Source organism: Streptomyces cellostaticus, from assembly GCF_001513965.1.
Taxonomy (GTDB): domain Bacteria; phylum Actinomycetota; class Actinomycetes; order Streptomycetales; family Streptomycetaceae; genus Streptomyces; species Streptomyces cellostaticus.
On the sequence record NZ_KQ948025.1, the window covers coordinates 15526 to 36666 of the forward strand.

Annotated in this window: 18 protein-coding genes, 1 tRNA gene and 3 pseudogenes; 10 read left to right on the forward strand and 12 right to left on the reverse strand. The window is 70.6% G+C overall.

Going from position 1 to position 21141, the window contains the following annotated elements; all coding sequences use genetic code 11:
- Nucleotides 1-76: 76 nt before the first annotated feature.
- From AQI88_RS21450 to AQI88_RS21470, 6 genes and pseudogenes are all read right to left on the reverse strand, one after another.
- Nucleotides 77-1261: an SPFH domain-containing protein gene (locus AQI88_RS21450; protein ID WP_067001826.1), complete on the reverse strand. Its 1185-nt coding sequence runs from the start codon at nt 1259-1261 to the stop codon at nt 77-79.
- An 11-nt stretch (nt 1262-1272) separates the two neighbouring features.
- Nucleotides 1273-1524, reverse strand: coding sequence for a hypothetical protein (locus tag AQI88_RS21455; protein ID WP_067001829.1), 252 nt, complete (start codon nt 1522-1524; stop codon nt 1273-1275).
- 440 nt (nt 1525-1964) lie between these two features.
- Complete coding sequence (locus AQI88_RS21460; protein ID WP_067001832.1) at nt 1965-2531, reverse strand: Uma2 family endonuclease; 567 nt, start codon at nt 2529-2531, stop codon at nt 1965-1967.
- A gap of 1100 nt (nt 2532-3631) precedes the next feature.
- A pseudogene (locus AQI88_RS47815) lies at nt 3632-3781 on the reverse strand (helix-turn-helix domain-containing protein); the annotation flags it as partial.
- A 105-nt stretch (nt 3782-3886) separates the two neighbouring features.
- A complete protein-coding gene (locus AQI88_RS21465) occupies nt 3887-4261 on the reverse strand; it encodes a VOC family protein (RefSeq protein ID WP_067001835.1) in 375 nt (124 codons plus the stop codon).
- A 37-nt stretch (nt 4262-4298) separates the two neighbouring features.
- Nucleotides 4299-4862, reverse strand: coding sequence for a DinB family protein (locus AQI88_RS21470; RefSeq protein WP_067001838.1), 564 nt, complete (start codon nt 4860-4862; stop codon nt 4299-4301).
- Between the two features lie 369 nt (nt 4863-5231).
- Here AQI88_RS21470 and AQI88_RS21475 point away from each other — a divergent pair.
- Nucleotides 5232-5573, forward strand: a pseudogene (locus tag AQI88_RS21475) (tyrosine-type recombinase/integrase); the annotation flags it as partial.
- Nucleotides 5574-5663: 90 nt separating this feature from the next.
- On the opposite strand, the gene AQI88_RS21480 reads toward AQI88_RS21475, so the two are convergent.
- Together AQI88_RS21480 and AQI88_RS21485 are read right to left on the reverse strand one after the other, a co-directional pair.
- A tRNA-Arg gene (locus tag AQI88_RS21480) sits at nt 5664-5736 on the reverse strand.
- 148 nt (nt 5737-5884) lie between these two features.
- Nucleotides 5885-7510 carry an IclR family transcriptional regulator domain-containing protein gene (locus tag AQI88_RS21485; RefSeq protein ID WP_067001841.1) on the reverse strand — a complete coding sequence of 542 codons (1626 nt, stop codon included), beginning with the start codon at nt 7508-7510 and terminating at the stop codon, nt 5885-5887.
- A 102-nt stretch (nt 7511-7612) separates the two neighbouring features.
- On the opposite strand from AQI88_RS21485, the pseudogene AQI88_RS46000 reads away from it, so the two are divergent.
- Nucleotides 7613-7774: pseudogene (locus AQI88_RS46000) on the forward strand (IS256 family transposase); the annotation flags it as partial.
- 170 nt (nt 7775-7944) lie between these two features.
- Here AQI88_RS46000 and AQI88_RS21490 read toward each other — a convergent pair.
- Nucleotides 7945-9273 carry a M6 family metalloprotease domain-containing protein gene (locus tag AQI88_RS21490; RefSeq protein ID WP_079057709.1) on the reverse strand — a complete coding sequence of 443 codons (1329 nt, stop codon included), beginning with the start codon at nt 9271-9273 and terminating at the stop codon, nt 7945-7947.
- Nucleotides 9274-9560: 287 nt separating this feature from the next.
- Here AQI88_RS21490 and AQI88_RS21495 point away from each other — a divergent pair, with 287 nt between their 5' ends.
- Nucleotides 9561-10202, forward strand: coding sequence for a TetR/AcrR family transcriptional regulator (locus tag AQI88_RS21495; RefSeq protein WP_067001847.1), 642 nt, complete (start codon nt 9561-9563; stop codon nt 10200-10202).
- Nucleotides 10203-10343: 141 nt separating this feature from the next.
- Nucleotides 10344-11882: an MFS transporter gene (locus AQI88_RS21500; protein ID WP_067001850.1), complete on the forward strand. Its 1539-nt coding sequence runs from the start codon at nt 10344-10346 to the stop codon at nt 11880-11882.
- 16 nt (nt 11883-11898) lie between these two features.
- On the opposite strand, the gene AQI88_RS21505 is transcribed toward AQI88_RS21500, so the two are convergent.
- A complete protein-coding gene (locus tag AQI88_RS21505; RefSeq protein WP_067001853.1) occupies nt 11899-12408 on the reverse strand; it encodes a MarR family winged helix-turn-helix transcriptional regulator in 510 nt (169 codons plus the stop codon).
- A 171-nt stretch (nt 12409-12579) separates the two neighbouring features.
- Between AQI88_RS21505 and AQI88_RS21510 the strand changes: the two genes are divergently transcribed.
- Nucleotides 12580-13371, forward strand: coding sequence for a dioxygenase family protein (locus AQI88_RS21510; protein ID WP_067001856.1), 792 nt, complete (start codon nt 12580-12582; stop codon nt 13369-13371).
- A gap of 1 nt (nt 13372) precedes the next feature.
- Here AQI88_RS21510 and AQI88_RS21515 read toward each other — a convergent pair whose 3' ends face one another.
- Nucleotides 13373-13891, reverse strand: coding sequence for a GNAT family N-acetyltransferase (locus AQI88_RS21515; RefSeq protein WP_067001860.1), 519 nt, complete (start codon nt 13889-13891; stop codon nt 13373-13375).
- Nucleotides 13892-14082: 191 nt separating this feature from the next.
- On the opposite strand from AQI88_RS21515, the gene AQI88_RS21520 reads away from it, so the two are divergent.
- The gene (locus tag AQI88_RS21520) at nt 14083-15081 is read left to right on the forward strand and encodes a sigma-70 family RNA polymerase sigma factor (RefSeq protein WP_067001863.1); all 999 of its coding nucleotides are present in this window, start codon (nt 14083-14085) and stop codon (nt 15079-15081) included.
- A 533-nt stretch (nt 15082-15614) separates the two neighbouring features.
- Nucleotides 15615-16223 (forward strand): TetR/AcrR family transcriptional regulator, encoded by a 609-nt coding sequence (locus tag AQI88_RS21525; protein ID WP_067002306.1) that lies wholly within the window; start codon nt 15615-15617, stop codon nt 16221-16223.
- 233 nt (nt 16224-16456) lie between these two features.
- Here the strand turns inward: AQI88_RS21525 and AQI88_RS21530 are convergent, their stop codons facing one another.
- Nucleotides 16457-17428, reverse strand: a complete 972-nt coding sequence (locus AQI88_RS21530) for a helix-turn-helix transcriptional regulator (protein WP_208615855.1) — start codon at nt 17426-17428, stop codon at nt 16457-16459.
- Nucleotides 17429-17490: 62 nt separating this feature from the next.
- Here AQI88_RS21530 and AQI88_RS21535 point away from each other — a divergent pair, with 62 nt between their 5' ends.
- The 3 genes from AQI88_RS21535 (at nt 17491) to pfkB (ending at nt 20881) form a co-directional block, all read left to right on the forward strand.
- Nucleotides 17491-19002: an MFS transporter gene (locus tag AQI88_RS21535; RefSeq protein ID WP_067002308.1), complete on the forward strand. Its 1512-nt coding sequence runs from the start codon at nt 17491-17493 to the stop codon at nt 19000-19002.
- A 173-nt stretch (nt 19003-19175) separates the two neighbouring features.
- Nucleotides 19176-19937, forward strand: coding sequence for a DeoR/GlpR family DNA-binding transcription regulator (locus AQI88_RS21540; protein WP_067001869.1), 762 nt, complete (start codon nt 19176-19178; stop codon nt 19935-19937).
- Nucleotides 19934-20881, forward strand: a complete 948-nt coding sequence (pfkB, locus tag AQI88_RS21545; RefSeq protein ID WP_067001872.1) for a 1-phosphofructokinase — start codon at nt 19934-19936, stop codon at nt 20879-20881. The genes AQI88_RS21540 and pfkB overlap by 4 nt, the downstream gene beginning before the upstream one ends.
- Nucleotides 20882-21141 lie beyond the last annotated feature (260 nt).

Sequence of the window (21141 nt, forward strand, 5' to 3'; positions counted from 1 at the left end):
ATTTGTCCCAGCTTACGCGGCCCAAATAGAACGAAGGGCCCGTAACCCTCTGACCCCGGACGCATGCTCGTCGCCCCTAGTCGACGTCCACCGGACCGTCGTCCGACTTCTTCTCCTTGCTGGTGGGGAGCTGGAGCAGGCCGTTGCCCTTGCTCTCCTCGGGGCGTTGGCCGTTGGAGTCCTGGCCGCTCAGGTTCTGCCGGACCGAGTCGAGGATCGTCAGGCCCTGGGACACCAGGCCGGCGGCGATCTCGCCGAGGCCGTCCGCGCCGTTGAGGACGTTGACGTTGGCGCCGGCGAGACCGCCGGCGGCTTCCTTGACGATCTGCGGGAGCTGGTCGATCAGCATCCGGTCGAGCGCGACCCGGTCGTACGAGGCCGCCGCCTCTGCCTGGATCTTCATCCGCTGCGCCTCGGCGGCCGCGAGGATCCTGACCCGCTCGGCCTCGGCCTCGGCGGGCTTCACGACCTCGGCCACCAGTTGCTGTTGGCGCAGTTTGGCCTGGCGCTGGGCCAGTTCCGTCTGGGCTGCGAGCACCTCCTGCTGGGCGTGTGCCTGCGCCAGCGGTCCGGCCTGCGCGGCCTGCGCCTGTGCGCGGTCCACCTCGGCCGAGTACTCCGCCTTGACGATGGCGGTCTGCCGGGCGTACTCGGCCTGGTTGCGGGCCGCCGCCTGCTCCGCCTCGGCCGCGGCCTGGGTGGCCTGCGCCTGGGCGATCTGTGCCTGCCGCTGGATGGCCGCCTTGTGCGGCGCGGACATCGCGTCGATGTAGCCGGTGTCGCCGTCGTCGATCGACTGGATCTGCAGCGAGTCCACGATCAGACCGATCTTCGCCATTTCGGTCTTGGAGGTGTCCAGGACCTCCGCGGCCAGCTTCTGCCGCTCGGTGACGATCTCCTCGACCGTCATCGAGCCGATGATGGCCCGCAGGTGGCCGGCGAAGATCCGGCCGGTGAGCACCGACATCTGCTCCTGGTCGGAGAGGAAACGCTGGCCGGCGTTGATGATGCTCTCGTGGTCGTTGCCGACCTTGAAGGCGATGACCGCGCGGACGTGCAGGGCGATGCCCTGCTTGGTCACACAGGTCTCGGTGACCTCGGCCTCGCACATCGACAGCGTGAGGAAACGGGTCTTACGGAAGATCGGGAACACGAACTTGCCGTGCCCCGTCACCACTCGGAAAGGCGCGCCCCCCAGTCCCCGCCGGCCCCCCGAGATCAACATCGCCTCGTCGGGAGCGGGAACGCGGTATCCGAACATGCTTGTACTCCTCAGCCGGCGTCGGCGGTATCGCCGCCGAGCGCGTCCAATGGATCCACCCACTCGATGACGCCGACCTCCCGGCATCCACGTGATTCGATCACGAGCACCGTGGCGCCCATGGGCAGGGGATCCTCCGACCAGGCGAGGAACGTCTCGGAACCGCCTCTGACCCGCACCAGGACTTCGCCGGGGCCCGCGGATCCGCGCGTTCCGATGAGTACCTTCCCCGTACAGCCGATCACGGCCTCGTCCTGCGGCATCACCGGCCGTCCTCCTACTCCTGACCCCAGGATTCCGACGATAGACCCAGTCCGGCCGGGACCCAACGGCTGGGGAGCCAACGGGCAGCAGGACTCGGCCTGCGCCGCGCGTACAGGAGAAATTTCGGAGCCTTACGCCCCCGCCCGCTCACGCAAACGACCCCGGACGAGAAGTCCGAGGCCGGTCAAGACCCGCCCCTGGGGAGAAACCCCAGGTCAGAGAGGTAACGCGTGGTGCCCCCGGCAGGATGCGAACCTGCGACACCCGCTTTGGGAGTGGGATCGAATCCTTGCCGGGGGGTGCCTGGCGCTGCCGTGCGGTGCTGTTTCCCCTGGTCAGAACCGCACGGCGAGCCACTTGATCCGGCTCATGCCGCCCTGCATCGGGCTGTCCGCTCACGCATCGCTCACGCGCTGTCGGCTGCTGAGCAGCGCGTGGGTCAGATCTGGCCGAGGTCGATCTCCACCGGGAAGGGAGCCGCTGCCTTGAGGACGCCGGTGAACACGTCTCCCTCCCGGTAGGTTTTCGTCGCGGGGTCGAGAACGTAGGTGTACACAAGAGGAACGCCTGTCGCGGCCTGCTCGATCCTCCAGTAGAAGCCGATGCCTGCCTCGGCGTACTGGTCGACCTTCACGATCCGGTCGGTGGTCTCCGAGCCCGGCGACACCACCTCCGCGACCAGCAGCACGTGCTCAGGGCGGGTGGGGGTGATGTCGATCGTGTCTGCGCGGTACACGACGACGTCCGGGCGGCGATTGGTGAGCGGGACGTCCTGAAGCCGGACGTCGAAGTCCGTGTCGGCGTTCCACTCCGGGCCCGCGGCGGCATCCAGGGCGTTCGCCAGAATCCGGGCCAGCCGGTGGTGCCGCTTGGACGCACTCGGACTCACGACGACCATCCCGTCCACGACCTCGATGCCGGCGCACTGCTCCTCGGACCAGGACTCGTACTCCTCGGCAGTGATCTGCTCATGCATCCACGCCGGGGCTACCATCTCGGCCGTCATGAAGCACCTCCCGGACACTGAGCTGCGGGCCCGATCCCGCTGGATTCAGCGTAGTGTCTGCCACCCGTCCGGCATGCTGATCTCGCTCGCGCCCGCTCCCCGTCGGCCGGCATCCGACCGGCGAGCCCCCGACAGCCAGGAACCGGCGCGGTGGACTTGTCACCAGGAGATCGGAACAAACCAGCGGCGCCACTGACCTGGTGGCCACACCGGTGAGCGCCGCACCACCCGGCGACGTGAACTGTCGCGGAACCCTGGGCCGCAGGACGCACCGAACGAACGGTGCTGATCCGTTGGGAGACGCTCGGGAGATCAACTCCCCGTCCGCTCACGCAAACGGCCCCGGGCGAGGAGTCCGAGACCGAACAGATCGCTTCCCTGGGGAACAAACCCCAGGTCAGCGGCGTAATGCGTGGTGCCCCCGGCAGGATTCGAACCTGCGACACCCGCTTCAGGAGTTTCCCCTGGTCGGGGCTGTGACCTGTGGAGACGTCGGCGATAGGGCGTCTGGCCTGGGAAAACATGCCTCCATGGTTCTCACGTGTTCACGGGGTTTCCCGGCCTTATGTGTGCTGAATCCGTTCCGCGAGGGTCTGCCGCGATGGCGCGCGACCGCGACCGGCGTTGTGACGGGCACGGAGCAATGGGGTGGCGCCCGACCGTCCGTGACCCAGCTGCGCAGCCTGCTGGTCCGCCTGGCCGTCGACCTTCCGTCAACCCCGGACCTCGTCAACGCGATCCTGCTGCACGGCGCGACCGCCTGACCACAGTTCGGAACGGCCTGGTCCCCGACCATGGCCGACTGGTCACGTGAGTTCGGCAGTGCTCGCGTCTCCTGCTCTACGACCCGCCGGGCTGCAGCGGTGGCGATCGGCCCGTCGAGGTCGCGCCGTAAGTCGCGCCGGGTTTCTGATTCATGGGAGGCGTGGGTGGGGGACATGGTCCTCGGTGACCGCTACGAGCTGGTCGAGAAGCTTGGTCAAGGTGGCATGGGAACGGTCCATCGCGGGGTGGCTCGTCGGCTGCGCCGCACTGTCGCGGTGAAACCGCTCTCCTCGGTGCTGGCCCGTGATCCGCAGTCGCGAGCCCGTTTCAGGCGTGTCGAGTAGTCCGTTCTCGCCGTGTGCGCGCCAGCGGGCGTACCACTTGGCCAGGCAGCGGCTGGAGATCCTGGCTTCCGCAGCCACGTGCGCGATCGGACGTCCGGCTTCGATCCGCAGACACAAGCGCACACGTCCTTCGAGGGTCAGCGGTGCGTTCCGATGTCACCTGCCGGTGGCGCTCCTGGACTCGGCGGCCGCGTTCACCGGGAGCCCCGGGATCTCAGGGCTCCCGCCTGGGCGCTGTGCGTGGCGTCAGCGTGCGAACTTTTCGATGGCCGCTGGGGTGACGGGGGTGAAGAAGTTGACGAGGTTGCCGTCGGGGTCGCGGAACAGCAGCGACCGGTTGCCCCAGGGCATCGTGGTGGGCTCGGTGACGAAGTCGGTGACGAAGCCGGTCAGGTTCTGGTGAACGCGGTCCACGTCGTCGACGAGGAACTCGGTGATCACGCTGTGGTTGTCTGCCGGGCGGGCAGAGCCCGGGGCGAACAGCGGGACGGTGCGGGTGCCGGCGATCGCGAGGGTGGCGCCCGCGGTCTTGAGTTCGGCGAAGTCCTCGGTGGCCCACGTCGCCGGCACCTCGGTGGCTCGCTCGTAGAACTCGAAGCCACGGAGCGTCACGGAGTCCACGTAGGTTTCCGAAGCTCGATCGTCGGTTACCGAAAAGTCATATTCGGTGCGGTACGGCTCCGTCCTGCCAGCGGTAGAGGTCGCGCAGCAGGGAAATCTCAGCGCCGTGATGGATCAGCTCCCTATTGACGTGCAGGACCCTGTTCTCCATGGGAAACCGCTCGGGACCCACCGTGGGCGGATTCTCCAGGTCAGCGTCCGAGAGCGCGCGGACCCCCTCGTTCCATCTCCCGTACATCTCATCGAGCTGTTTCAGCGCCTCGTCAGCGGTCCCCGCGTAGGCGAATGTCTGGGAGTCGACGTCCTGGCCGCCGAAGTACCATCCGACCCGATAGCCCAGGCACGAGACGATGATGTGTGCCAGCCGCCAGGCAATCGTGGTCACCGGCGCCGGCACCGGGCCAGGGGACGCGAAGTCCATCGTCCACTCCCCCGAACCTTTCGACATCGGTGCGGCCGACGTGCCACGCGGGCGGACGCTCCAGCAGCCGCGCACCGGCTCCCAGAAGTACTCCTCATCGGTAAGACCGTCCAGCCGTGGCCGCAGATTCGTGCGCCAGTGCCAGTCCAGCTGCTCCGCGAGCCGCTCGCTTCTCGTCATTTCCGCACACTACATACAACGGAGACCTGGCTGCGCTCTATCCGCTGAGCTACAAGCATTCAGGTTGTAGCCCACGAAGGGGATTTGAGGAAAATCGGGAATCCAAGCGATCACGACACAGACTCCCGCACCCCCCACCACCCCCAGCTCCCATCCCGTCCGCCGTCGACCCACACACCGTGGAGCGGGCGTGGTTCATGGCGTCCAGGTGGAGCGCGCCACTGTACGAACGACCTGGACGCCATGGGCCGCGTCTGCTCGGCTCTGCCTGGGTCGATGGTGGACTGGGAGCCTCCAACGCTCGCCACGATGTGCCCGCAGTCGGGAACGGCGCCCCTTCCATCCCGGTGCCGGCCGATCCCCCGCGACGTGGCGCAGCACCTCGACGCCTACGCGGGTTCTGGCCGTGACGGTCACGTCTTCCTTGGCCCGAAGGGCGGTCGACTGCGGAGGAGTAACTTCCGGGACGACTGGATCAAGGCCAGGACCAAGGCAGGCATCACGGCAGACGTTCACTTCCACGATCTTCGACACACGGGCAACACTCTCGCCGCTTCCGGCGCGAGTCTGCGTGAGCTGATGACCAGGATGGGCCACAGCACGCCTCGCGCGGCGCTGATCTATCAGCACATGGTCAACGGCCGTGACCGGGAGATCGCCGATCGGCTCGGTTCGATGATCCGCATGGAGCGGGGTGATACGGACTCCTAGCGGACCTTGTGGCACGGGTGTGGCACGGCGGTGATTACAGCAAAGGGCCAGTTCGAGAGGATCAAGCCTCTGAACTGGCCCTTAGTCGTGTGCCCCCGGCAGGATTCGAACCTGCGACACCCGCTTTAGGAGAGCGGTGCTCTATCCCCTGAGCTACGAAGGCCTGGCACTCGGTCCACAGGGTACCGGATCAGGGCCCGGGCGCGTGAAAGTCAGGTGATGCCGGTCAGGGGCGGGTGGCTTCAGGGGGGTGGCGTACTCGCCGGGCGGCTGGTGTCAATGAGGCGGGTGAGGGAGGGAGTTGGGGTAGGTCAGGTCAGGGGGACGCGGGTGAAGCGGGATGCCGTGTGGAGGTCTGTCTGGATGCAGTCGGCGGTGGTGTGCAGGGCGGGGAGGACGTCGTGGACGCAGTCCTCCAGGGTGCGGCGGGCCGGGTGGGTGGACACGTTCAGCGCGGCGATCGCCCGGCCCGTTCGGTCCCGTACCGGTACGGCGATCGATCGCAGCCCTGACTCCAGCTCCTGGTCGACCAGGGCGTAGCCCTGCGCGCGGACCTCGGTGAGGGCGGGTGACAGGGGGGCGCCGGCGTCCGCGAGGAGGACGCGGCCCAGGGACGTCGAGGCCGCGGGCAGCCGTGCGCCCACCGCGATGTCCACGGTCAGGACGCGGCTCGCCTCCGCCCCGGCCGTGTACTGGATCTCCGCGTCCGTGGACGTTCCCGTGCCCGGCGCCAGGATCGCCAGTACCGTCGGCTCGTGCAGCCGGTCGGCGAGGGCCCGGAGGTGGGGCTCGGCGAGGCGCGGCAGCGTGGTGCGGGACAGCGGGGGGAAGCCCAGGTCCAGGACGCGGGGGGTCAGGGTGAAGGTGCGGCGGTCGGTGGCCGTGGCCACCAGGCCCAGGTACTCGTACGTGATCAGCGCCCGGCGGGCCGTCGCGCGGGCCAGGCCGGTCGCCCGGGCCACCTCGGCCAGGGTCAGCGCCGAGCGGCCGTCGCCGAACGCGGTCAGCACGGTCAGGCCCCGGGCCAGGGACTCGACGAACTCCCGGCCGAGCTCGTGCTTGGACGCCGTCGTCCAGGTCGCCAGGCCCGAGGGCGGCGGACCGGGTTGCGGCGGCGCCGCCTCGCGCAGGTCGGCCTCCATCGCCGCCACGGCCGTCAGCAGCCGGGGGAGGAGGGTGGTGCGCAGGTTGGCCGCCGAGTGGCGGCTGGTGTGGCTCACCACGCTCGCCACGCAGGCCGGGCGGCCGGTGCCCGGTTTCCGTACCGGTACGGAAACCGCGACCAGCCCCGGTTCGATCAGCTGGTCGTCCAGCGCCCAGCCGTCCCGGCGGGCCTGTTCCGCACGCTCCTCGAAGTCGTCCGCGGGGGACAGGGGGCGGAGCGGTACGGCGGGGAAGGTGGTGTCCTCGGGGTCCTCGGCCCGCCGGGACCGCCACTGCTGCCAGTCGGTCCCGGTCCACCCGGCTGCGAACAGCGGGCCGGGGGCGGTGCGTTCGGCCGGGAGCAGGTCGCCGATGCGGAAACTCACGGACATCGCGCGGCGGCGGGTGGCCTGGTGGATGAAGCGGATGCCGTCCAGGTCGGCGACCGCGAGGGATACGGATTCGTCCAGTTCGTCGGCGAGCGCGTCGGCGCGGGCGTCGAGCAGCGCGGGCAGGCGCAGGGCGGCCAGATAGGCGTTGCCCAGCTCCATCACGCGGGGGGTGAGGACGACGTCCCGGCCGTCGAGACGGACGTACCCCATGCGGGCGAGGGTCGCGGTGATCCGGTCGACCGTGGAGCGGGCGAGTCCGGTGGCCCGCTCCAGCGCGCTCGGGCTCAGCGTTCCGCCCGCCTCGGTCAGCCGTCGCAGCACGGCGATCCCGCGGATCAGCGGCGCGACCGCCTCGGCCGGCGGCCCTGCGGCCACGTCGTGCGGTGCGGTGTTCGCGGGCATCGGCTCTCCGGTACGGCGTTCGGGCACGCCTACGGTAAACCCGGCCGTCCCGGCCTTCGGCCACCCCTCCCGCCCGGCGATGGATCTTGGCCCTGCCTTCGCCGTCTCGTCGGCGCCTTGTCTTCAGCCGTCCTGGCCGAGCAGAACGACGAATGGACCGAGGCCCGCCGTTACATGGGGCTCGACCTGCTGGCCAAAGCCCGCCTCCACCCGATCGAGTCAGAAACCGACGGGATCGCCCTGCCCACCGAACTCACCGCATAGCCTCAAAACGAGATCACCGAGTGGCCGTCGATACACCACTCCAGCGGACGTGACCCCTGGCCCGCCCTCCCCCACCTGCCTTACGGGCGCGGGGGCACCCCCGTCGCCCCCGCTCACCTGTGCCGATGAGGCACCGTTGCCTGGAGTCGGCCCGATCCGCCGGACGGGCCCTAGCGTCGCGTCCGCGTCACCCGCACCTTGTACTCCCCGGACCGGCCTGCCCCCAGCACCTCGATCGTGATCCCGTGGTGCGGATCCTTGAAGCTTTCGCCGGGGGAGAAGGGGGCGTCGGAGAGTTCCGTGTGGATGTTGGGGCTGTGGGTGCAGCCGCCGCTGCCCCGGTGGGCGTCGTAGACGGTGACCGGGCCGCGTCCGGTGTCCACCGTGGCGTCGACCTTGTAGATGAGGATGCCCGGCTTGCACACGGACTCGTCGTTGCCCCCCTGGGTACGCAGCTCCAGCGCGTACGAGCTCCGCCGGTCGACCGGTACGAGCACCAGCTTCCCGCCGCCCTTCTTGTACAGCGGCGTCAGCGTGTACACGGCGACGCCCTCGGCCGCCGCGCAGCCGACCTGGGTGCCGTTCAGCCAGCCCAGCTTCCACTTGTGCCAGCCGAGCAGGTCGTTGTCGGCCCCCCAGTCCTCGCTCATGATGTCCCAGTGCCCGACCGCGCTCCCGCCCTCCTGGGTGTACAGGTCGGGCAGTCCGAAGGTGTGGCCGTTCTCGTGCGGCAGCACCCGGTAGCCGGTGCGGGCGTAGGAGCCGGAGCCGTCGTCCTGGCGGGAGTAGACGAAGGACGCGTTGGCGACGGGGACGCCGTCGGCGACCGGGGCGTCGGAGTTGCCGGCGAACGTCACGGACAGCACCGTGTCCAGGGCGGAAGGGCCGGCGTTCGGGGTGATCAGCACGTTCAGCAGGTCGTACGCGTGGAAGTCCACGTCGGGATCGGCGGTGGCCACGATGTCCTGCACCAGCTGCCGGTAGCCGGGGTCGAAGGGTGCGCCGCGCTCTATGCCGTACGCCTTGAACGGTTTCGGCATGCGCAGCCAGGTGGTGACGGGGGTTTCGGGGCGGTAGTCGAGACGGCCGTACGACGCCCTGCGGAACCACTCCCGGGTCTGCGGGAAGAACTCGTGGAAGCGGTCGAGCGCGCTGCCCTGTCCGGGTGCGTCGGAGAAGTCGACCATCAGGGTCAGGGCGTGGACCGTGCCGGTGGAGCGGGAGTATCCGGCCGGTGTGGGGACGCCTTCCGTCATCTGTACGTCCAGGCCGCCGCGGATCATGCACGGCGAGAGAGCGGAGGAGGGGGCCAGGCCTATGGGCCCGGCGGTGGTGGGCGCCGTCAGATGTCCGGTCCCGGCCGAGGTGCTGACCGCGAGGGTCAGGACGGTCACCGCGCCGAGGGCGGCCACACGGCGCGGGCGTATGGGGCGCGGGCGTATGCGGCACGAGCGGGTACGGCGCGGGCGTATGCGGCGGCGGGGCTGCTGCGGCTGCATGCATGGACCTTCCGCTCCACGGCAGCCGCCCGGTCTCCGGCTGCACCCTTGCGATCACCCTGTGTCGGCAGGGCCAAGGGCGCGCGCTGGAGGAGACCGATCGTGGGAATCCCGCGCGGGCAGGTGTGAAACACCCCGCGGGCGCGTGTGGTTCAGGTCACAGGGATTCTTTCCGGCTGCGGGAAATATCCGGGGAACGTCTCCCCGTTTAGACCTGTGTCCGAGCGAAACGGGGACTGCTTCCCCGGATCGCGGCTCAATGACCCGATGGACCCGAGGAGTGCGCCGTGCAGACCGCAACGCCCCTGGGCAGGGTGACCCGGCCCCGCGCCGACGCCCTGCGCAACCGGGAGCGGATCGTCACCGCCGCCCGGGAGATGTTCGTCGAACACGGCCCCGATGTGCCGCTCGACGAGATCGCCCGCCGGGCCGGCGTCGGCAACGCCACGGTGTACCGCAACTTCCCCGACCGTGACGCCCTCGTCCGCGAGGTCGTCTGCTCCGTGATGGACCGTACGGCCGCGGCGGCCGAGCAGGCCCTCGCGGAGACCGGCGACGCCTTCGCCGCCCTGGAGCGCTTCGTGCACACCGCCGCCGACGAGCGGATCAGTGCGCTGTGCCCGATGGTCTCCAGCACCTTCGACCAGAACCACCCCGACCTGGTAGCGGCTCGGGAACGGATCGAGCAGCTCGTCGAAGAGGTCATGGGCCGCGCCAAGGCGGCAGGGCAGCTGCGCGCCGACGTGGGAGTCGGCGACCTGCTGATCGTCGTGGCCCAGCTCAGCAGGCCCCCGGCCGGTACGGACTGCCTGATCAGTGACCGCTTCGTCCACCGCCATCTCCAGCTCTTCCTGGACGGACTGCGGGCCCCGGCCCGCTCCGCCCTGCCCGGCACGGCCATCAGCATCAAGGAGCTGCGTCAGTCCTGACCGCTTTCCCGACCACGTCCGCCATCGATGCCGTGACCGTGACCGCGACCGTTTAGTTCCGCCCGGCGCACCGGTCCAACGACCTGCACGACACGCCTTTCTTCCGTCACGAAGTCCCGAAGTCCCGAAGTGGGTGCCCCCATGTCCGAAACAGCCCTCAAGGCTCCCGGCGCCGCCGCACCGAGCGGTGACGCCAACCGCTGGAAAGCGCTCGTCTTCATCGCGCTCGCCCAGCTGATGGTCGTCCTCGACGCCACCATCGTGAACATCGCCCTGCCCTCCGCCCAGCACGACCTCGGCATATCCGACGGCAACCGGCAGTGGGTCGTCACGGCCTACGCCCTCGCCTTCGGCGGTCTGCTGCTGTTCGGCGGCCGGATCGCCGACCTGTGGGGCCGCAAGCGCGCCTTCGTCATCGGCCTGACCGGCTTCGCCGCGGCCTCCGCGCTCGGCGGCGCCGCCACCACCGGCGCCATGATGTTCGGCGCCCGCGCGCTCCAGGGCGCCTTCGGTGCCCTGCTCGCCCCGGCCGCGCTCTCCCTGCTCGCCGTGATGTTCACGGACGCCAAGGAGCGCGCCAAGGCGTTCGGCATCTACGGCGCGATCGCCGGCGGCGGCGGTGCCGTCGGCTTCATCCTCGGCGGTGTGCTGACCCAGTACCTGGACTGGCGCTGGACGTTCTTCGTGAACATCCCGTTCGCCGTCGTCGCCGCGGCCGGCGCCTACTTCGTCATCCGTGAGCCGGCGGGCGGCCGCAACCGCTCCCCGCTCGACATCCCGGGCGTCGTCCTGTCCACCCTCGGTCTGGTCTCGCTCGTCTACGGCTTCACCCGCGCCGAGTCCGACGGCTGGGGCGACCCTCTGACCGTGGGTCTGTTCGTCGCGTCGGCCGTCCTGCTGCTGGCCTTCGTCGTCACCGAGGCCAAGGTCAAGGCGCCGCTGCTGCCCCTGCGCGTGGTCACCGACCGCAACCGCGGCGGCATCTACCTCTCGCTCGGCATCGCGATCATCGCGATGTTCGGCACCTTCCTCTTCCTGACCTACTACCTCCAGGTCGTGAAGGGCTTCTCGCCGATCAGGACCGGCTTCGCGTTCCTGCCGATGATCGTCGGCATGATGGTCGGCTCGACCCAGATCGGCGCCCGCCTGATGACCCGCGTCCCGGCCCGGCTGCTGATGGGCCCCGGGTTCCTGGTCGCCGCGTCCGGCATGTTCCTGCTGACGCAGCTGGAGCTCGGGTCGTCGTACGCCGCGACCGTCCTGCCGGCGATGCTGCTGCTCGGCCTCGGGATGGGTACGGCATTCATGCCGGCCATGTCCCTGGCCACCCTGGGTGTCGAGCCCCGGGACGCCGGTGTCGCCTCCGCGATGGTCAACACCTCGCAGCAGGTGGGCGGCGCGATCGGCACCGCCCTGCTGAACACGATCGCCGCCTCCGCGCAGACCGCGTACGTCAGCGGCCACATCGCCGCGGCCACCACCAAGCCGCAGAAGCAGCTGGTCCACCTGCAGGCCATGGTGCACGGCTACACCAACGCCATCTGGTTCGCCGTCGGCATGCTGGTGCTCGCCGCGGTGATCGTCGTGGCCCTCGTCAACGCCGGCGGCTCGGGCACCGCCCCGGTGGCCTCCGGCGAGGGCGTGGAGGACGAGGTGCCGGTGCCGGTGGTGGCCCACTGAGCATCCGTACGGTGACTTAGCGGAGCCAGGGCAGGTCCGCACCCGCTTCGTTGGGCTGAAGGCCCTCGGCGACGATCTCCATGATCTCGCCGAGGGTCTTCTGCTGTTCCGGGGTCAGCCGCTCGAACATCGCCTGCCGTACGGCGGTCACATGGCCGGGCGCGGTGCGCTGCAGCACCTCGGCGCCCGCGTCGGTGAGCACCGCGAACTGGCCGCGCTTGTCGGAGGGGCAGTCCTCGCGGCGGACCCAGCCGTTCTTCTCCAGGCGGGCGATCGCGTGCGACAGCCGGGAGCGGGTGATCTTCGACTTCATCGCCAGCTCCGTCATCCGCAGCCGGCGGCGCGGCGCCTCGGCGAGGCCGACGAGCAGTCCGTAGTAGATGTGCGGCATGCCCGCGTCGCGCTGCAGCTGCCGGTCGAGGTGGTCCTCCAGCAGGGTGGTGGCGTGCAGATAGGCGCGCCAGACGCGCTGCTCCTCGTCGGTGAGCCAGCGGTGCCGGTCGGCGGAGTCCGTTGCCGTGTTCATGCGTCCCACTGTACGGGCCATCTCCTTGAAACTTGAACAAGTCGGGCGTACGCTGTTGCCGTAAAGCTTGAGAGTTAAAGCATCCGGCTCAAGACCTCAAGACCTCAAGACCTCAGACCTCAAGACAAAGACATCTGAGTCGAAGCATCCGAAACATTGGGAGCCGCCGCCATGTCCGCCGCCACCCAGGAGCGCATGCCCGCCCTCTATCTCAGTCATGGCGCCCCGCCGCTCGCCGACGACCCGGTCTGGCCCGGCCAGCTCGCCGCCTGGTCCGCCGACCTGCCGCGCCCCAAGGCGATCCTGATGGTCTCCGCCCACTGGGAGGAGGCGCCCCTCGCCCTCGGCGCCACCCGGACCATCCCCCTCGTCTACGACTTCTGGGGCTTCCCGGAGCACTACTACCAGGTCCGGTACGCCGCCCCCGGCGCGCCCGGGGTCGCCGAATCCGTCCGCAAGCTGCTGCGCGCCCCCGGCATCCCCGTCCAGGACATCCCCGACCGCGGCCTCGACCACGGCGCCTACGTCCCCCTGGTCGAGATGTTCCCGGCCGCTGACGTTCCTGTCCTGCAGATCTCCCTGCCCACCCTCGATCCCCGGCGTCTGATGGACATCGGCCGCAAGCTCGCCCCGCTGCGCGACGAGGGCGTGCTGATCGTCGGCTCCGGCTTCTTCACGCACAACCTGGCCGCACTGCGGTACGCGGGCAGGGGCGTGCCGAGCTGGTCCTCCGAGTTCGACGACTGGGGCCGGCACGCCCTGGAGGCCCGTGACTGGGACGCCCTGCTGGACTTCCTCCACAAGGCCCCGGCCGGCCGCTACGCCCACCCGCGCACCGAGCACTTCGCCCCGCTCTTCGTCACCATGGGCGCGGCCGAGGCGAGCGGCGAGCTGGATGCGCAGAAGTCGGTGATCGACGGGTTCTGGATGGGAATGGCGAAGCGGTCGGTGCAGTTCGGCTGACCTACAGATCCTTCTCGTACCAGGACACGTCCCAGTAGCGGCCGAACTTGCGTCCGACTTCCCGGTAGGTGCCGACGCACCGGAAGCCGAAGCGGGCATGCAGCCGCCCGGAGGCCTGGTTCGGCTGGGCGATGCCGGCGTAGGCGCGGTGTACGTCCTCGTCGGCCAGGGCCTTGAAGAGGGCGTCGTAGAGCAGGGTGCCGATCCCGCGGCGGCCGGCGTCCGGGGCGACGTACACCGTTGTCTCCACGGATGTCACGTATGCGGACTTCGGCCGGTAAGGGCTGGATGTGGTGTACCCCAGAATCTGCTGAGAGTCCTCTTCCGTGGCAACCATCAGGCGGTATGGGCCGTCTTCCGGGTGGGAGAGCAGCCAAGGGCGGCGCTCTTCCGGAGTGAAGACCGCCGTATCGAATGTGATGGCCGTCTCGCGTACGTAGTGGTTGTAGAGGGCTGTGAGGGCGTCGAGATCCTTCTCGACTCCGGGCCTGACCTGCACTTCTGTGCGTCCGGACGACATCGCGCCTCCCCGTGTGGCGGACAGGGTACTGCATGATCAGAAAAATAGGGGGGCGGGTTGGGAATTCTGTCCGGATTCCAGTCGTTGTTTCCCACGGATGCAGGGCACTCCAGGAGAGTCCCAGAGACAGCCCCCGGAGTGCCGAGCGTTCGTTAGGACCACCCGCCAGCCCATCACGCAAGGGAGCACGCATGGCAACCCGTGCCGTCGCCCGTCGTCAGTCCGCCACCGGCGAGACGGGCGACTCGGCAAGCAGTGTTCGCGCCCATGGCGGCGAGATCGCCGACCGCGACCTGGTCGGCATGTACCTCGACGAGATCGCGCGCACGCCGCTGCTCGACGCCGCCAAGGAGGTCGAGCTGTCCCAGACCATCGAGGCGGGCGTGTTCGCGCGGCAGGTCCTCGACGGATACGAGGAGACCGAGGCGGACGCCACCCGCGAGGAGCTGGAGGCCCTGGTCGCCGAGAGCGAGCGGGCCAAGGACGTCTTCATCCGCTCCAACCTCCGCCTGGTCGTGGCGGTGGCCCGGCGCTATCCGCGCAGCGGCCTGCCGCTCCTCGACCTGGTCCAGGAGGGCAACGCCGGTCTGGTGCGCGCCGTGGAGAAGTTCGACTACCGCAAGGGCTTCAAGTTCTCCACGTACGCCACCTGGTGGATCCGTCAGGCCATCACCCGCTCCATCGCCGACCAGTCCCGCACGATCAGGCTCCCCGTCCACCTGGTGGAGGAGCTGGGCCGCATCCGGCGCGTCCAGCGCGAGTTCAACCGCGAGCACGGCCGCGAGCCGGAGCCCGCGGAGATCGCCGCCGAGCTGGACTCGACTCCGGAGCGCGTGACCGACGTGCTCGACTGGTCCCGCGATCCGGTCTCGCTCAACATGGCGGTGGACGACGATGGCGACACGCAGTTCGGTGACCTCCTGGAGGACACCTCCGCGGTCTCCCCCGAGCAGTCGGTGCTCACCCTCCTGCGCAGCGAGGAACTGGACGGCCTGATCGGCCGCCTGGACCAGCGCACGGCCTCCATCATCAAGATGCGGTACGGCATCGAGGACGGCCGTGAGCGCACCCTGACCGAGGTCGGCAAGGAGCACGGACTGACCCGCGAGCGCATCCGCCAGATCGAGAAGCACGCCCTGCTCGAACTGAAGAAGCTGGCCCGCGACACCGGCTTCGACGCCGCGGCGTAACCCGGCGTACGACCGCTTCGACCGCGTACGCCCGGTGGCCGAAGACGGCGCAAACATGGCGCGCTACCGTCGCTTCAACTCCGGGGCCCGAGGGAACAACCCTTCAGGGCCCAGGAGTTGGGCCCCGGACCGCACTCCCACTCCCCCCACACGCACCACCGGCACGACGTCACCCCGTATGAGCCACGTCCCGACGCAATCCCCCCCCGGCGCCGGGACCTTCCCAGGGCCGGGCTTCGGCGCCTACCCCCCCCAGGCGCCGGAGCCCGGCCTTTTCCTTGCCGCTGGGGTACTGCGGGGCGGATGTCCGAGAGGCGTGAGTGTCCGCGGAGACGGCGCAGAGGGCGGACATGCTGGAAGGGCGGGCCACCCCGTACCTGAACCCCGGGGTGGCCCGCCGGATGGCAGATTCTGCCACATCGGCATAGCCTGCCGAGGTGAGCACCCCCAGCACCACCGGCACCACCGCCCACCAGCACGTTTCGGCCTCCGCCCCGGCGTCCCTCACGGAACGCCGCAAGGCGGAGACCCGCATGGAGATCGCCCGCGCGGCGGCCGCCCTGTTCGTCCGCCAGGGCCTGCGCGCCACCCGCGCCGAGGACATCGCGCAGGCGGCGGGCATCGCGCCGCGCACCTTCTACCGTTACTTCGCCTCCAAGGAGGAGGCGGTGTCCCCGCTCTACGCGGCAGGCGCCGAGCGCTGGACCCAAGCGGTGCGCGAGGCCCCGCCCGCCCTCACCGTCCCCGAGGCCCTGCGGCACGCGGTCGGCCACACCCTCACCCCCGGCATCGGCGTCTCGGCGGCGTCCTGGGAGTGGGTCCGCACCCTCATCCGCCTGGCCGACGCAAGCCCGGCACTACGGAAGGTCTGGGCAGAGGTCTGCCAGGCCTCGGAGGGCACGCTCGCGGAAATCCTCGCTGAGCGACTGGCGTCGGCGGGGGAGGAGGCGGCGGACAACGCTGCCGCCCCGGCACCGGTCACCCCGCGTCTGCGCTTCGCGGCAGCAGTGGCCGGCGCGGCGATCCGTGTGGCCGTCGAGTCCTGGGCGACCACCACAGCCCCACCCACGGGTCCCACCGGTCCGGCGGCCCTGGCCCTGCAAAACCTCGAGGCTCTGGACGACTTCGGATGGGGCGCCTAGCTTCGGCCGCGGGTGAGTGGGGGCTGATCGCGCCCACGCGGCGGAGCCGCAAATCGATACAGCCCCGCGCCCCTTGGGGGCGCGCGTAGCTGCGGGCAGTCGTGCCTCCCCTCAGTGCCTTAAGGGCCTGGGGGACCCCCGGGGCGGCACGGGTGGGCGCAGCGGCACCCCGTCAGCGCGGGCGAGCGACACCCACCCCCGCCCCGCGCCAACTCCGTGCGCCTGAAACCCGCCTAGCCTCCCGCCGCCCCCGCCCGACTCAGCCGTCCCCCCAACTCCCGTACGCACTCCACCAGTTCACCCGGACCCCGCACCGCGAACTCACACCCCACCATCACCAACCGCACCGCCAGCCACTCCACGGGATCCCCGCTGCTCCCCCGCAGCACGCACCCGCCGTCGGCCTCCGCCTCCGGCGTCCCGATCCACTCCGGCACCCGCGAAGCAACCACCTCCACCGGCCCGGCGAACCACACCTCGAACTCGTACGTTTCCTGCCGCCGCCGAATCGACCGCCGCAGATACTCCGCCGCGCTCCCCGCCGGCAACTCCCGCGGAGCGAACCGCACTCCGGTCGCGAACGGCTCCCTCACCCGGTCCACCCGGAACGTCCGCCAGTCCTCCCGCCCGAGGTCGTACGCGACGAGGTACCACCGCCGCCCCGTCGACACGAGCCGATACGGCTCGGTCAGCCGCCGCGACTCGCCCCCCTCCCTGTCGCGGTAGGCGAACCGCAGCCGCTCCTGCCCGGCCACCGTCGACGCCATCACGGTCAGCGTCTCGGGCGCGATACTCGCCCCGTCCCCACTGGTCAGCGGCGTCGTCGCGGCCTGAAGCGTCGACACTCGGTGCCGCAGCCGTGCCGGCAGCACCTGCTCCAGCTTCGCCAGTGCCCGCACCGACGCCTCGTCCACCCCCTCGACCGCGTGCCCGGCCCCCGCCCGCAGTCCGACCGCGATCGCCACCGCCTCCTCGTCGTCCAGTACCAGCGGCGGCATGGCCTTGCCCGCGACCAGGCGGTAGCCGCCATCGGAACCTTTGCTCGCCTGCACGGGATACCCCAGTTCCCGCAGCCGGTCGATGTCCCGCCGCACGGTACGGCGGGACACCCCGAGCCGGTCGGCCAGCTCACCGCCGGGCCACTCGCGCGGGGTCTGGAGGAGGGAGAGCAGCTGAAGGAGCCGAGCCGGAGTGTCCGTCGTCATACATCCGAGAATGCCGTAGAACTAGGACACGATCTGACCTAGTGGCCTCCTACCTTGACGTCATGACCTCCACGGAACAGACCCTCACCGCTGAACAGGCAGCGGGCGACCGCCGCCGATGGTTCGCGCTCGCGATCGTGATGGCCGCGGCCTTCATGGACCTCGTCGACGTCACGATCGTCAACATCGCGATCCCCTCGATCCAGCAGGACGAGGGCGCGTCCCTCAGCCAGATCCAGTGGATAACCGCCGGATACGCCATGGCCTTCGCCGCCGGCCTCATCACCGGCGGCCGCCTCGGCGACATCCACGGCCGCCGCCGGCTCTTCCTCCTCGGCATCGGCGGCTTCACCCTGGCCTCCGCGCTGTGCGGCTTCGCCGCGAACCCGGAGATGCTGGTCGCCTCCCGCATCCTGCAGGGCGGCATGGCGGCGATGATGGTCCCGCAGGTCCTGTCGATCGTGCACGCCACCTTCCCCGCCCATGAGCGCGGCAAGGTCTTCGGTCTCTTCGGTGCGGTCGTCGGCCTCGGCGCGGTCTCCGGGCCGCTGCTCGGCGCCCTGCTGACGGAGTGGAACCTGTTCGGGCTCCAGTGGCGCCCGATCTTCCTGATCAACCTCCCCGTCGGCATCGTCGCCTTCCTGCTCGGCCGCCGCTTCATCACCGAGTCCCGCGCCCCGAAGGCGCTGAAGCTGGACCTGGTCGGCGTCGCCCTGGTGACCCTCGGCCTGCTGATGCTGCTCTACCCGCTCACCCGCGGCCGCGAGCTGGGCTGGCCGCTGTGGGGGTACGTCTCGATGGCCGGCGCGCTCGGCGTCTTCGCGGCGCTGGTGGCGTACGAGCGGCGCAAGGCCGCCCGGGACGGCTCCCCGCTCATCGAGCTGTCGCTGTTCCGGGTGAAGAGCTTCGCCGCCGGCATCGCCGTGCAGACCGTGTTCGGTGTCGCGCTCGGCATCTTCTTCCTGGTCTGGACGCTGTACATGCAGATCGGCCTCGGCTGGAGCCCGCTGCGGGCCGGCCTGACCGGCGTGCCGTTCTCGCTCGCGGTGTCGACGGCGGCCGGGGTGTCGGTGGGGAAGCTGGTCCCGCGGTTCGGCCGCAAGGTGCTCCAGGCCGGTGCGCTGGTGATGGCGACGGGCGTCCTCCTCTACATCTGGGAGTCGCACCGGTACGGCCTCGGCATCGCCTCCTGGCAGATGGCGCTCCCGCTGGTCGTGATGGGCGCCGGCATGGGACTGATCGTCGCCCCGCTGACCGACGCGGTGCTCTCCGAGGTGCCGCGCGAGCATGCCGGGTCCGCGTCCGGCCTGATCAACACCGTGCAGCAGATGGGTAACGCGCTCGGCCTCGGCCTGGTCTCGGTGGTGTTCTTCGGCGTGATCGGCGACCGGCTGACGCCCGCCCAGGTGGGCCCCGCCTTCGTGCACGGCTTCCAGCACGCGCTGTGGTGGGTGGCCGGTGTGATGGGCGTGATCTTCCTGCTGATGTCCGCCCTGCCGAAGCGGCCGGCACAGCATGTGGAGGGCGCGGCCGATGCTCCGGTGGTGGAGAAGGAACCCGAGCTGGTGTCCTGACCAGGCACGACGAGGGGCCCGGTACCGACCAGGTACCGGGCCTTTCTGCTGCCCCGAAACGCCGGAAGTCCGTTCATGCCCGAATGTGGCCCGAACCTGTTTACTTCCCGGAAATCCGGGCGTAGTCTCGCGGTGAAACCACACGTTCGGGCATGAGTCGGAGGCGAACGGACATGTACGCACCGGAGCGGCAGCAGGAGATCCTCCGGCTCGCCCGTGACGGCGGCCGGGTGGACGTGCTGTCGCTGGCCGAGGAGTTCCAGGTCACCGCGGAAACGATCCGCCGCGATCTGAAGGCCCTCGACCGCGCCGGTCTGGTCCGCCGGGTGCACGGCGGTGCCATACCGGTCGGACGCCTCGACTTCGAGCCGGACCTCGCCGAACGCGAGTCCACCTCCGCCGACGAGAAGGACCGCATCGCCAAGGCGGCCCTCGCCGAGCTGCCCGCCGAGGGCACGATGGTCCTCGACGCCGGTACGACGGTGGCGCGGATGGCCGCGGCCATCCCGCTGGAGGCCTCCCTCACCGTCGTCACGCACAGCCTGCCGATCGCCGCCCGCCTCGCCGACCACCCGGGCATCCAGCTCCATCTGGTCGGGGGGCGCGTACGGCACCGCACACGCGCCGCCGTGGACGCCTGGGCGCTGCGCGCGTACGGCGAGATCCGCGCCGACGTCCTCTTCGTCGCCGCCAACGGCTTCTCCGCCGAGCACGGTCTGACCACCCCCGACCTCGCCGAGGCCGCGGTCAAGCGCGCGGCCGTCGCCGCCGCCCGCCGCGTCGTCCTCCTCGCCGACTCCTCCAAGCACGGCCAGGAGCACTTCGCCCGCTTCGGCGACCTGAGCGATGTGGACCTGCTGATCACCGACAGCGGGCTGAGCCCTGAAGACGCCGCCGCCATCGAGCGCGGCGGCACGGAAGTAGTGCGCGCATGATCCTCACCGTCACCCCCAACCCGTCCCTCGACCGCACCTACGAGGTCCACGCGCTCAAGCGGGGCGAGGTCATCCGCGCCGAAACCGAGCGCACGGACCCCGGCGGCAAGGGCGTGAACGTCTCGCGCGCCGCCACGGCCGCCGGACAGCGCACGGTCGCCGTCCTGCCCCTGGGTGGTGCGCCGGGGGCGCTCGTGGCCGATCTGCTCGCCGCGCAGGGCATCGAGGTCGCACCGGTCCCGATCGCCGGCGCCACCCGCTCCAACATCGCGCTCGCGGAGACGGACGGGGTGCTCACGAAGATCAACGCGCCAGGCCCGCAGCTGTCGCCCGCCGAGCAGGAACTGCTCCTGGACACCGTCCGCGAGCAGTCCCGGGACGCCGACTGGATCGCGTGCTGCGGGAGCCTGCCCCGGGGGCTCGCGCCCTCCTGGTACGCCGACGTCGTCACGCGGGCGCACGCCGGAGGCGCGCGCATCGCCCTGGACACCTCGGGGCCTGCGCTCCTGGAGGCGCTGCGCGCGCGGCCCGACGTGGTGAAGCCGAACGCCGAGGAGCTCGCGGAAGCCGTCGGGCGCCCCCTGGCGACCGTGGGCGACGCGGTGAAGGCGGCCGAGGAACTGCGCGCGATGGGCGCACGCGCCGTGCTCGCGAGCCTGGGCGCCGACGGGCAGCTGCTCGTGGACGACGCGGGCGCCTGGTTCGGCAGCGCGCACGTGGACGCCGTACGCAGCAACGTGGGTGCCGGCGACTCCTCCCTCGCCGGCTTCCTGATCGCCGGCGGCAGCGGCCCGGAGGCCCTCGCCTCCGCCGTCGCCCACGGCGCCGCCGCCGTCCAGCTCCCCGGCAGCGTGATGCCGACCCCCGCCGACCTGGACCTGGCGGCGGTGACCGTGACGGCCGACGTCCCGGTCGACCGCGAACTGACGGAGCCGGTGTCATGAACTCCCTCGCACTCCGTGGCGCCCGCCCCGGAACCCGGCACCTGGGCGGACGCCCCACGCCCGCCCGCCCGGACGTACCCGGCCGACCGGCCCCCAAGCGGCGAGGCTCCCCGTTACTCGCCGCTTCAGCGGGCAGGCAGGGCACCCCGAGCCGCTCTGCCGCCCCCAGGAGGCGGGGTCTCCCCGGCCCCGCCTCCGTCCACCCCGCTGCCTCCCCCCACGGCACCCCCGTCCCCACCCCCGCCCACCCCACTCCCCGG